At 61.6% G+C, this 11,582-nt stretch carries 14 protein-coding genes; 9 read left to right on the top strand and 5 right to left on the bottom strand.

The features are described 5' to 3' along the window. Positions 1 to 82 precede the first annotated feature (82 nt). Positions 83 to 772: an HAD family hydrolase gene (locus tag EFD56_RS13315; RefSeq protein ID WP_012485299.1), complete on the top strand. Its 690-nt coding sequence runs from the start codon at positions 83 to 85 to the stop codon at positions 770 to 772. Further along, entirely contained in the window at positions 772 to 2,355 is a 1,584-nt protein-coding gene (locus EFD56_RS13310) for an FGGY-family carbohydrate kinase (protein ID WP_126905491.1), read from the top strand. The genes EFD56_RS13315 and EFD56_RS13310 overlap by 1 nt, the downstream gene beginning before the upstream one ends. A gap of 134 nt (positions 2,356 to 2,489) precedes the next feature. Here the strand turns inward: EFD56_RS13310 and EFD56_RS13305 are convergent, their stop codons facing one another. Further along, entirely contained in the window at positions 2,490 to 3,344 is an 855-nt protein-coding gene (locus EFD56_RS13305; RefSeq protein ID WP_012485297.1) for a MurR/RpiR family transcriptional regulator, read from the bottom strand. Between the two features lie 235 nt (positions 3,345 to 3,579). On the opposite strand from EFD56_RS13305, the gene EFD56_RS13300 reads away from it, so the two are divergent. Beyond that, positions 3,580 to 4,293: a sulfate transporter family protein gene (locus EFD56_RS13300; protein WP_126905490.1), complete on the top strand. Its 714-nt coding sequence runs from the start codon at positions 3,580 to 3,582 to the stop codon at positions 4,291 to 4,293. Between the two features lie 3 nt (positions 4,294 to 4,296). Here the strand turns inward: EFD56_RS13300 and EFD56_RS13295 are convergent, their stop codons facing one another. Next, positions 4,297 to 4,722, bottom strand: coding sequence for a VOC family protein (locus EFD56_RS13295; RefSeq protein ID WP_126905489.1), 426 nt, complete (start codon positions 4,720 to 4,722; stop codon positions 4,297 to 4,299). A gap of 80 nt (positions 4,723 to 4,802) precedes the next feature. Between EFD56_RS13295 and EFD56_RS13290 the strand changes: the two genes are divergently transcribed. Then, the gene (locus EFD56_RS13290) at positions 4,803 to 5,381 is read left to right on the top strand and encodes a TetR/AcrR family transcriptional regulator (protein ID WP_183818699.1); all 579 of its coding nucleotides are present in this window, start codon (positions 4,803 to 4,805) and stop codon (positions 5,379 to 5,381) included. Here EFD56_RS13290 and nth read toward each other — a convergent pair. After that, entirely contained in the window at positions 5,346 to 6,128 is a 783-nt protein-coding gene (nth, locus tag EFD56_RS13285) for an endonuclease III (RefSeq protein ID WP_041683779.1), read from the bottom strand. The two genes, EFD56_RS13290 and nth, sit on opposite strands and share 36 nt — an antisense overlap. 22 nt (positions 6,129 to 6,150) lie before the next feature. On the opposite strand from nth, the gene EFD56_RS13280 reads away from it, so the two are divergent. Both EFD56_RS13280 and EFD56_RS13275 read left to right on the top strand, forming a co-directional pair. Beyond that, the gene (locus EFD56_RS13280; RefSeq protein WP_126905517.1) at positions 6,151 to 6,648 is read left to right on the top strand and encodes a DUF2244 domain-containing protein; all 498 of its coding nucleotides are present in this window, start codon (positions 6,151 to 6,153) and stop codon (positions 6,646 to 6,648) included. Between the two features lie 80 nt (positions 6,649 to 6,728). Next, positions 6,729 to 7,601 (top strand): methylated-DNA--[protein]-cysteine S-methyltransferase, encoded by an 873-nt coding sequence (locus EFD56_RS13275; RefSeq protein ID WP_126905487.1) that lies wholly within the window; start codon positions 6,729 to 6,731, stop codon positions 7,599 to 7,601. 26 nt (positions 7,602 to 7,627) lie between these two features. Here the strand turns inward: EFD56_RS13275 and EFD56_RS13270 are convergent, their stop codons facing one another. Next, entirely contained in the window at positions 7,628 to 8,608 is a 981-nt protein-coding gene (locus EFD56_RS13270; RefSeq protein WP_037141442.1) for a sugar-binding transcriptional regulator, read from the bottom strand. A 422-nt stretch (positions 8,609 to 9,030) separates the two neighbouring features. On the opposite strand from EFD56_RS13270, the gene tal reads away from it, so the two are divergent. From tal to EFD56_RS13255, 3 genes are all read left to right on the top strand, one after another. Then, on the top strand, positions 9,031 to 9,996 hold the full coding sequence (gene tal, locus EFD56_RS13265) for a transaldolase (RefSeq protein ID WP_004668751.1): 966 nt from the start codon (positions 9,031 to 9,033) through the stop codon (positions 9,994 to 9,996). 93 nt (positions 9,997 to 10,089) lie between these two features. Continuing rightward, positions 10,090 to 10,758 (top strand): DUF1345 domain-containing protein, encoded by a 669-nt coding sequence (locus EFD56_RS13260; protein WP_164736827.1) that lies wholly within the window; start codon positions 10,090 to 10,092, stop codon positions 10,756 to 10,758. Positions 10,759 to 10,871: 113 nt separating this feature from the next. Beyond that, complete coding sequence (locus EFD56_RS13255) at positions 10,872 to 11,315, top strand: DoxX family protein (RefSeq protein WP_126905485.1); 444 nt, start codon at positions 10,872 to 10,874, stop codon at positions 11,313 to 11,315. Positions 11,316 to 11,407: 92 nt separating this feature from the next. On the opposite strand, the gene EFD56_RS13250 is transcribed toward EFD56_RS13255, so the two are convergent. After that, complete coding sequence (locus EFD56_RS13250) at positions 11,408 to 11,581, bottom strand: DUF1328 domain-containing protein (protein ID WP_004678026.1); 174 nt, start codon at positions 11,579 to 11,581, stop codon at positions 11,408 to 11,410. Position 11,582: the final 1 nt, after the last annotated feature.

The following is an 11,582-nucleotide window of genomic DNA, read 5'->3' as shown; positions in this document are numbered from 1 at the left end:
ATGGCGGCATTCGCGCCGCCATCCATCCGTCCTTGCGGGCGGCGCGGACGTGCGTGCGAATTGAACTCAGGTTGGGTCTTTCATGGCTGATGCTGAACCACGGCTGGTCATTTTCGATTGCGACGGTGTGCTCGTCGACAGCGAACCGATCTCGATCAGCGTCCTCGTCGGCGCGATGAACGATCTCGGCGTCTCGATCAGCGAAGATCAGGCCTATGAGCGCTTTCTCGGCCGCAGCCTGTCGACGCTCATCTCTACGTTGGAAACCGAATTCAACATTCATGCCAGCGAGGAATTCCTCGAGCGCATCCGCACCGATCTCTACGCTCGCTTCCGCACCGAATTGAAGCCGATCGACGGCATCGCCGCGACGATCGACCGGCTCGGCATTCCGTGCTGCGTCGCTTCGTCCAGCCAGATGGAGCGAATCCGGCTGTCGCTTTCCGTTACCGGCCTTCTGGGCAGATTGCCCGACATCTTCAGCGCAACGATGGTCAAGCGCGGCAAACCGGCGCCCGATCTCTTCCTGCATGCGGCCCGGCAGATGCAAGTCGAACCCGGATCCTGCGTGGTCGTCGAGGACAGTCCGGCCGGTATTGCCGCCGCCAAGGCGGCGGGTATGACGGTCTTTGCCTTCACCGGCGGATCACATGCGAATTTCGCTGGATACCGTGCCGAACTCGACCGGCTTTCGCCGGAAGTCGTGTTTGACGCCATGCCGGATTTGATACACCTTGTCCGCAACCATAAGCTGGACGGGACCAAGATTTGATGCGTGATCATGTGGTTGCGGTCGATGTCGGCACCGGCAGCGCGCGCGCCGGTGTCTTCGATGCCGCCGGCCGTCTGCTCGCCAAGGCCGAACATCCGATCGCAATGAACCGGCCGCGCGAAAACCACGCCGAGCACGATTCGGAAGACATCTGGTCGGCCGCCTGCACGGCGGTGCGCGGGGCGATGGCGCAATCCGCTATTGCCGCCGCGTCGGTCGGCGCGATTGGTTTCGATGCCACCTGTTCGCTTGTCGTGCGCGACGGCGAGGGTCGGCAGATCAGCGTTTCCACTGGCGGCGAGCAGCGTTTCGATACGATCGTCTGGCTCGACCATCGGGCGCTGAAGGAAGCCGATTTCTGCACGGCGACGGAGCACGGGGTGCTCGAGCATTCCGGCCACGTGATGTCGCCGGAAATGGAAATGCCGAAGCTGATGTGGCTGAAGAAGAAGCTGCCCGCCACATGGGAAAAGGCCGGGTACTTCTTTGATCTCGCCGATTTCATGACATGGAAATCAACCGGATCGCTCGCTCGCTCGCGATGCACGCTGACGGCAAAATGGAACTATCTCGCCCATCTGGAAAGAGGCTGGCAGCAGGATTTCCTGCAGCGCATCGGTCTCGAAGATCTTCAGGCGCGCGGCCGCCTGCCCGATGAGACGACGCCGGTCGGCGGCAGCGTCGGCCGGCTGACACCGGAGGCGGCGGAAGCCCTTGGGCTGACCACCGATTGCCACGTCTCGGCCGGGATGATCGACGCCTATGCCGGCGCGCTCGGCGCACTCGGCGGTTATGCCGCCGATCCTGTGAAACGCGAGCATCAGCTGGCGCTGATTGCCGGCACGTCGAGCTGCATCGTCGCCTTTTCGCAAGACCGCAAACCGAGCCACGGCATGTGGGGTCCTTATTACGAAGTGGTCTTCCCGCAATCCTGGCTGGTGGAGGCCGGGCAATCGGCGACCGGAGCGCTGCTCGACCACATGGTCCGCATGCATGCGGCCGGCGGCCAGCCGACGGCGGCGCTGCATCAGAGGATCGTCGCGCGCATTGCCGAATTGCGGGCCGAGGAAGGCGATGCTTTCGGCGAGCGCATCTTCGTGCTGCCGGATTTTCACGGCAATCGTTCACCGCGCGCCGATCCGCATGCGGTCGGCGCCATCAGCGGGCTGACGCTCGATACCTCCTTCGACGGACTCTGTGCACTCTATTGGCGGTCTGCGGTGGCCATTGCGCTCGGCATTCGCCATATCCTGGAGAAGATGAAGGACTATGGTTACGTGCCGGATACGCTGCACATCGCCGGCGGGCATGTGAAAAACCCGGTGCTGATGGAACTTTATAGCGATGCCACCGGCTGCAAGCTCGTGGTGCCGAAGATGAATGAGGCGGTGCTGCTCGGCACGGCGATCGCGGCATCGGTCGCCTGCGGCTTGCACCGGGATTTGGCGGCGGCCGGTGAGGCGATGTATCCGGGCGGCGAGGAACGGCTGCCCAACAGGGCGAAGCAGGCTCTCTACGACCGCGATTATCGCCGCCTTCTGGCGATGTACCGACATCGCGCCGAGCTGGAAACGATGCGTTAGACGCATGGTTTTAGGCCGGGTCGGCCTAAATCTGAATCCTGTTCTAAATTGAAGAGTTAGAGCATGATGTCGTCCGAAAACCGCTCACACTTTTCGGCATCATGCTCTAGCCGCCGAAAGGATCTAAGTCTGTTTCAGTGGTTGGCCGTCTCGCCGAGGACGGTTGCGAATTCCAGCATGCGGCGGCGGCGAAGTGCTGCCTCTTCCCCGACGTCGAGGATGACCGACTCCGACAGGCAATCGAGCAATGCGATCAGCGGCGGAAGATTATCGAGATCGGGGGCGCGGGCGGGCGGCAGCGGCAGCATGACGTTCGACTGATCCGCCATCCAATCGGCCTGCTGCGGTGAAATGAGGACCACCTTGTAGCCGTAGCGACGCGCGGTTCTGGCAAGCAGGCGCGCCTTGGCAAAGCGACGACAGTCGATGATGACGAGCAGCGCGTCATCGACCGCTGGTCGGGCAAAGAGGTCGGCAAAACGGTTGTCGGCGCTGTCGAGCGTGTGAACGCCGTCGCGGGCCTGCGTCAACCGCTGGCAGAAATGATGGGCGAGGCTTGCAAGCCGCGCGTGGGTGGCAATCGACACTTCGCGGGCGGTGCTGATCAGGCTGACAGCTTCGGACCAGTGCGGTTGCGCCGTCAGATGATAGATATGATGAAGCGCCTGGATCTGTTCGGCGACCAGCACGGCGAGCGGTTTGCCTTCCGCAGCATCCGCATGCAGTTCACTCATGGCGCTCTGCAACTGCGCCGGCGACGTTGTCACGGTCTCGCGGATCTCCACTTTGACGCTGTCCAGGCCCTGGTATCCGAGCGCGCGCAGGAAGCGCCCGACGGTCATGGGCGACAGATCCAGCCGGTCGGCAACCGACGCGGCCGTCTCGAACGGCAGGTCATTCAGGTGTTCGGAGAAATATTTCGCGATACGGCGTTCGGCCGGCGTGCCGCTTTTAACGTATTGCCTGAGTTTGTGCACAAAATCTTCCACATCAGCCTCCCCCGTATTCCCTCAGAGGCGTTCCGTGGATGCGCTATCGCGATCCCTTGTCTTTGCAACTATTGTCGGAAGCTGCTTCTCAGGCCCATGTTTAATTCTATCGGCCATAATATTATATTAGCACTTATATTGCGACAAGTTTCTATTACAGCCTGCAATTTTATTCTCTCTTGCCGGTGGCATTGCCCTTTCCTACATCTTCTGCGCAACTGGAGACGCTGAAGAAATGATCCTTGACGCCGCTCGACTATCGCTCGCCAACCTGTTCGCGCCGGAAACGCGATCGGTCTTCTGGAAAGTGCTCGGCCTGACGATTCTGGTGCTGGTCGGTCTCTGGTTTGCATTGCGCGGGGCCTTCATGGCCTTCCTCTTTCCCTGGCTGACAAGCTTCTTTCCCGATATGCCGGGCTGGGCGGGGTGGTTTGCGCTGATCTTCGCGATCATTGCCGGTATCGGCCTTGCGCTCATGCTGGCGCTGCTATTGTCGCCGGTAACGGCGATGATCGCCGGTCTGTTTCTCGACGATGTCGCCGATGTCATCGAGAAGCGCGATTATCCCGGCGCCGCCCCCGGCGCCGCCATGCCGCTCGGTCCTGCCATGGCAAGCTCGATCAAGTTTCTCGGCGTGGTGATCCTCGGCAATATCGTCGCCTTGCTGCTGCTGTTTATCCCCGGGGTCAATCTGATCGCCTTCTTTCTGGTGAACGGCTATCTCCTTGGACGGGAATTCTTCGAGTTCGCCGCCATGCGCTTCCGTCCGCCGCAGGACGCGCGACTCTTCCGGGCCAAACATGCGCCGACCGTCTTTCTCGGCGGGCTGGTGATCGCGCTGTTTCTGATGATCCCCATCGTCAATCTGCTGACACCGCTCTTTGCCGCCGGCATGATGGTGCATCTGCACAAGCTGATTTCCGCGCGCGATACCGGGTCGCGCGTCTGAGGCTCAGCCGGGCAGGGCCGAGGCGTCGTACATCGCCGCGAATTCCGCACTCGGGGGAATCGGCTTGATCACGTCGATCAGCACGCCGTTCGGATCGGCGGTGATGAAATGCCGCTGGCCGAAATCCTCGTTGCGGATCTCCCTGAGAATCGGCAGGCCACCTTTCAGGCAGGTTTCGTAGATGGCATCGACATCCTCGACCTCGAAATTGAGCAGCAGGCCGCGAACGCCGGCGCGGGCGACGGCAGGAATGGTCTCGTGGCGGCTGTCGAGGATGGCAAGCGCGACGTGCTCCGTCTCGGCCGATTGCAGGTGAACGTACCAGTCGGTTTCGAACAGAGCCCTAAAACCGAAGTGGCTGCTGTAGAAGCCAGCGGTGCCGGGAACATCATCCGTCATGATCACCGGATAATAGTTGGTCGATTTCATCTCTCGCTCCCTAGTTTACATACAGGCTGTATGTTTTTTTGCCTATTAACATACATGCCGTTTGTATGTAAATGGCTCTTATGGGCCGCAGCAATCGCGAGAGAACGGAACAGACGAGGCGGGCGTTAGTCGACGCCGGACGGCGCCTTTTCGTCGAAAAGGGCTATGCCGAAACGGCAACCCCGGAAATCGTTGCGGCGGCGGGCGTGACACGCGGTGCACTTTACCATCATTTCGAGGACAAGAAGGCGCTTTTCCAGGCGGTGATCGCCTCGGAGGCGCAAGCGGTGGCCAAGTCGATCGAGGCGTCTTCAGCGCCGGGGGATGGGCCGCGCGTGGCGCTGATCGCCGGCGCTTCGGCCTATTTCGCTGCAATGGCCCAGCCAGGGCGAACGCGGTTGCTGCTGATGGAGGCGCCAGCCGTTCTCGGATGGCCGGCGGTCGCGGCACTGGATGCGGAGAATGCGGAGGTGAGTTTGCGGCACGGGCTTGCAGCGCTTCTGCCCGAGGCAGGCGGACTGCTCGGCCCGCTGACGACACTGCTGTCGGCAGCCTTCGACCGTGCGGCGATCGCGATCGAGGCGGGTGGGGACAGGCGGGATTACGAGAAGGCGATCGCGGCCTTAGTCGACGGCCTCGCCGATCAGCTGCGGCGGTAGCTCGACGAGCGGCGCCGGAATATCCGAACTTTTTTCCGGCGATTTGCAGATGTCGGCGATGACGCAGCGCTCGCATTCGGGACGGCGCGCCTTGCAGGTATAGCGGCCATGCAGGATCAGCCAGTGATGGGCGTGATAGAGGTAGTGTTTCGGAACCACCTTCATCAGCCGCGCCTCGACCTCATCAGGCGTCTTGCCGGGAGCAAGCCGGATGCGGTTGGCGATACGGAAAATATGCGTGTCGACCGCCATAGTCGCCTGGCCGAAGGCCATGGAGAGCACGACATTGGCAGTCTTGCGTCCGACGCCGGGCAGGCGGACCAGTTCCTCACGTGTCTCCGGTACCCTGCCCGCGAATTCGTCGACCAGCATCTGGGAAAGCGCGATGACGTTCTTTGCCTTGTTGCGATAGAGGCCGATCGTCTTGATGTAATCGCGGACCTTCTCCTCGCCGAGATCGAGCATTTTCTGCGGTGTATCGGCAATCTTGAAAAGCGCCCGCGTCGCCTTGTTGACCCCGGCATCGGTGGCCTGGGCGGAGAGCGCGACGGCGACGACGAGGGTGAAAGGATTGGTGTGTTCGAGCTCGCCCCTCGGTTCCGGCCGCTGCACCGAGAAACGGCGGAAGATTTCCTCGCGCTCGGCCGGGGAATAGGCGGTCTTCACTGCCGCCGCCGGCTTGCGGCGGGCGATCACATTCGAGTTTTGCGATAGTTTGCCCACGGATTTGAGTTTCGGATTCGCCATGGAGAATCTATACTCAACGGTCATGACGGAAAGCAACGCCGACAGCTTCAACGAGCCGCCTGTTTTCGCCGCCGAGCTGCTTCCCCATCGGTCGCTCGGCCGCCGGGGCTTCAAGGTGCTGCTCATTTTGTGCGGCGCCGTCTGCTTTGTCTATGGGATGTTCTTCATCGCCACCGGCGCCTGGCCGATCGGCTTTTTCTTCGGGCTGGATTTCGCCCTGCTCTACGGCGCCTTCTGGCTGAACTACCGCTCCGGACGGGCGCGCGAGGAGATCACCGTCTCGCGCACCGACGTATCGGTGCGCAAATTCGCGCCATCCGGGCGGATGGTGGAGCATCATTTCAATCCGTTCTGGACGCGCTTCCTCGTCCGCCGGCACCAGGAGATCGGCATTCTCTCCATGCATATTTTCGGCGAGGGCCGGCGCACGGATATCGGCTCCTTCCTCAACCCCGATGATCGCGAAAGCTTCGCCAAGGCCTTCAAGGGGGCGCTCGCGACCGTCAAGCAGCGCATCTGAACGGATCAGGCGCGTGCCGCAAGAATCGGGTGGTTTGGCCGAGGCCTATTGATTATCTCCTTGTGACAAGGAGAAAGACGATGGATATGATTTCGAACCTGCAGACAGACATCACGCCTGACGGCCCTGATTATGATATCGTCCGTCGGGTGATCGAACTCATCACCGAGGATTACCGCGATCAGCCTTCGCTGGAGGCGATCGCGACGCGGCTCAATCAGTCGCCGACGCAGCTGCAGAAGACCTTCACCCGCTGGGCCGGCCTCTCGCCCAAGGGTTTCCTGCAGGCGGTGACGCTCGATCACGCCAAGCGGCTGCTGCGCAAGGAAGACATGCCGTTGCTGGAAACCTCGATCGAGGTCGGCCTCTCCGGGCCAAGCCGCCTGCATGATCTCTTCGTCACCCATGAGGCGATGTCGCCGGGCGAATGGAAAGCCAGGGGCGGAGGTCTCACGATCCGCTACGGCTTCCACATCTGCCCCTTCGGCGTGGCGCTGATCATGGTGACCGATCGTGGCCTTGCCGGCCTTGCCTTCAGCGATTCCGGCGACGAGCGGGCCTGCCTCGAGGACATGACCTGCCGCTGGCCGAACGCCTGTTACATCGAGGATCTACAGGCGACGGTTCCTTACGCCGCCCGTATCTTCGAGCCCGGCAAATGGTCTTCCGATCAGCCGCTGCGCGTTGTGCTGATCGGAACGGATTTTCAGGTGCGCGTCTGGGAGAGCCTGCTGAAAATCCCGTTCGGCAAGGCTGTCACCTATTCCGATATCGCCAATGATATCGGGCGGCCGACGGCGCAGCGCGCCGTGGGTGCGGCGGTCGGCGCAAATCCGATCTCCTTTGTGGTGCCCTGCCACCGGGCGCTCGGCAAGAACGGCGCGCTGACGGGTTACCACTGGGGCCTCACCCGCAAGCGGGCGATGCTCGGCTGGGAATCGGCGCACGCCTGACCGGGCGGGCGCGGGTCGTTCGTCGCCTATCGCTCCGCCAGTTCCAGCAGCGCCCGCGCGGCGCCCTCATCGGTGATCAGCGTGTTGCAGCCGATGCGCTTGATCGTGGCGCGGATGGCGATGGCTCTGTGGGCGCCGCCGGAGGAGAGCACGATGTGCTTGGCCTCCTTCAGCGTGTCGAGATCGACGGACATCACCCGACGATTGATCGAGTGGTCGACCGAGTTGCCGTCCTTGTCGAGGAAGTTGAACATGGTGTCGCAGACGCAGCCGGCTTCGATCAGTTCCTGCAGTTCGGCCTTCGAGATCCAGCCTTCCGACAGCGAGGTCGAGTGCGGGCCGATATCGCCGCAGCTGACGATCGCTAGATCGAGATTCTCGGCGAGACGATAGATCGTGTCCAGCCCGCATTTTTCGATCAGATTGCGCTTGGTCGCGATGGAATCGACGAGAAGCGGCGCCAGGAACATGTAGCATTCGGCGCCGAGCTGATTTGCCAGCCGCCATGTGTAGTCGATCGGGTTCGTCTGGTGGACGGCGACGATGCCGCCGAGCAGCGAGACGACCTTGCAATTGCTCCGGCGCGGCGGCCGGAAGCTCGATAGCGAGGCGGTCATGGTGCGGCCCCAGCCGACGCCGATCGTATAGTCATCCGGAATGGCTTCGGAAAGGAACTGGCCAAGCGCAAGGCCGACATTCTTTGCCAGCGAATCGACATCGCCATGGACCGGTGACGGCACAACGATCGCCTCGTCGAGACCGTAGGCGCGCTCCAGCTTCACCGCGAGTTCGACGCAGTCGCCGATTGAATCGTTGATCCAGATCTGCACCTCGCTGCGTTTCATCGCTTCGTCGAGCAGGCGGATGACGGTGGTGCGGCTGATGCCGAGCTGTTCGGCGACATCCTTCTGGGTCAGGCCCTCGTTGTAATAGAGCCATGCGGCGCGTAGCCGCAGCGAGGATGCCTCGGAATAGGCGGTGTGCGTGCCGCGTTTGAGCTTGACCACATCTCCTCCAGCCGAATTCCTGCCCTAAATCCCTTTTGGGATGAACGGCTGTCACGGCGCGTTTGTTGCCGGAATAATGACGGGCGTGACACTTATGTCAATTGAAATGCACAAATGTCCTTGACTTTTCCTCGGGCGAATGGCGATAGTCCGGGCGACACGAAATCGTTCTGTCCGTCCGAGGAGGACATAGTGCGGGCATGCCGAAAGTCACGACCGGCCTTCCAGCCGCAGGCGACATCGCCTGCGTTCGGCGTGCGGTTTGCCCGCGGGAACATGGCCACTGTCCTTCACGTTTATGAATCATCCGTGACGGGCATGCGCATTTTCGCCTGCAGCAAGCAGACAACCTGTCGCTAGATCACCTTTGCCGGGCGGAACTCGCGCCGGTCACAGCCCAAGTTCAACAAGGACTATTGACCATGACATCCAAGCTTGACCAACTCCGCGAGATTACTACCGTTGTCGCCGATACCGGCGACATCGAGGCCGTCGCTCGCCTGAAGCCGGTCGATTGCACGACGAACCCGAGCATCGTACTGAAGGCGCTCGGCACGCCGATGTTCGCCGACGCCATCAAGGAAGCCGTCGCCTGGGGCAAGACGCAGGGCGGCAATCCTGAAGCCGTCTCCTCCGCCGTCGCCGATCGCCTTGCCATTTCCGTCGGCGCTGCACTGGTGAAGCTCGTCCCCGGCCGCGTCTCGACCGAGGTCGATGCCGACCTGTCTTTCGACACCGAGGCTTCACTTGCCAAGGCGCGCTCGATCATTGCCGCCTATAAGGATCGCGGTATCGAACGGGACCGCATTCTCATCAAGCTCGCTTCCACCTGGGAGGGCATCCGCGCCGCCGAAGTGCTGCAGAAGGAAGGCATCGACTGCAACCTGACGCTGCTCTTCAGCAAGGCCCAGGCGATCGCCTGCGCCGATGCCAAGGTGTTCCTGATCTCGCCCTTCGTCGGTCGCATTCTCGACTGGTACAAGAAGTCGACCGGCAAGGATTACACCGCCGAGGAGGATCCGGGCGTCATCTCCGTCCGTGATATCTACAACTACTACAAGGCGAACGACATCAAGACGATCGTCATGGGCGCCTCCTTCCGCAATGCCGGCGAAATCGAAGCCCTTGCCGGCTGCGACCGGCTGACCATCAGCCCGGCCCTGCTCGATGAGCTTGCCAAGGATGAAGGCAAGCTGGAGCGCAAGCTCTCGCCGGAGAGCCGCAAGCCCGACGCCAAGGTTTCGGTCGACGAGAAGACCTTCCGCTGGATGATGAACGAAGACGCGATGGCGACAGAAAAGCTCGCCGAAGGCATCCGTGCCTTCGCCAAGGACCTGACGACGCTGCGCACCATGGTGCAGAAGGAACTGCAGCTCGCCGCCGCCTGATAGAGCTGTGCAAACAATTGGAGGCGCGGAGGCCGGCTGGCCCCCGCGCCTTTTTCATGCTGATATCAACGGCCTATGCGGTCGGAGACGATGATCGTGCAAGACGAGCGGGCAATCCCTTTGGTGACTTTTTTCCGAAGACATGCGAGCTTCATCATCGCTTTCTTGGGCGGGCTGGCGGTATTTCTACTGGTAACCTCGCGTGAGGTCACCGCCCGCAACATCTTGTTCGGATGGAATGCGAGCGCCGGCTTCTTCATCGTGCTCAGCTGGCGCAAGATGCTGCGGGCGACGGTCGAAAGCATCCGCCAACGCGCCGCGGACCTCGATTTTTCCGATACGGTTCTTTTGGCCCTTTCGATCGGCGCAGCCCTTGCGAGCATTGCCGGCATCGGCCTCGAGCTTCATTTGATCAAGGACGCTACACCCGACGTGGCGCTCACACGGGCGGGCGGCGCCGTGCTGACGATCCTGATCTCCTGGGTCTTTCTGCACACGCTCTTCACCATTCACTATGCCCATTATTTCTATGGCGGGACGGACGAAGCGATCGGCTTGAAGTTTCCCGACGGGATCGAAGAGCCCGGCTATTGGGACTTCCTCTATTTCTCCTTCACCATCGGTGTTGCGGCGCAGACGGCAGATGTCGCAGTCGGGTCGACCAGCATGCGCAAGCTGACGCTGTTGCATGCCGTGCTGTCTTTCCTGTTCAATACGACGATCCTGGCGCTGGCAATCAATGTCGGCGCAAGCCTGCTATAATGCGCTTGCCACAGCGGCGGCGAGGATCGGAGAACCGTCTGGCTCACGACAGCATGACGGGGAGGTGAGGAAAGAGCGGCTGGCCGATCGGCGCTCTTCGACTGGAGGGTAAGATGGAAAGCGCCTCAAGCCGGCTGCGGCCGGCCGATCTCATTCTCCTCCTGGGCAGGCTTCTGCTGTCGCTCATCTTCCTGCACGAGGGCTTGTCGCTTGCGGCCGATCTCGCCGCGACCCTGGACGCCTTCGAAAAACTCGGCCTTTCGGCGCCGATCGCCTTTGCCACCATTGTCCTTCAGATCGGCGCCGGCCTTTGCGTTGCGACCGGTTTCCTCAGCCGCCTCGGCGCCTTGGCGCTGGCGCTCTTTTGTCTGGCAACCGCCTTTCTCTTCCACACCAACTGGGCGAGCCAGAACGAACTCCTGCATTTCGAGAAGGATCTGGCGATTGCCGGCGGCATGTTCGTCCTGGCGGCTGCGGGGCCGGGATCGATATCGATCGACTGTCTGCTGAACACGCGGACGGAGCATATGCCCCGTTGGCTAAGGGCGATATTGTAACGGGCGGGATGCTGCCCGCTGCTCCCGATGGGCCGGATAGAGGGACGTGGCTTCAGGCCGGCGGGGTGCCAAATGTCGGCGGCCGCCAACGCTTACAGAACTGCCTGTCCAGCCATCAGTGCAAGGACGAGGAAGATCAGGAAGATCACCAGCGCGATGCCGAAGAGCACGCGGGCGATGGTCGCCGTGGCTGCGGAAACACCGGAAAAACCGAAGAAGCCGGCGATGATCGAAATCACGAAGAATATCAGAGCCCATTTCAGCATG

Origin of the sequence: Rhizobium phaseoli (genome assembly GCF_003985125.1) — a bacterium.
Taxonomy (GTDB): domain Bacteria; phylum Pseudomonadota; class Alphaproteobacteria; order Rhizobiales; family Rhizobiaceae; genus Rhizobium; species Rhizobium phaseoli.
The sequence above is the reverse complement of the archived record's forward strand: the minus strand, read 5'-3'. Positions and strand labels throughout refer to the sequence as shown.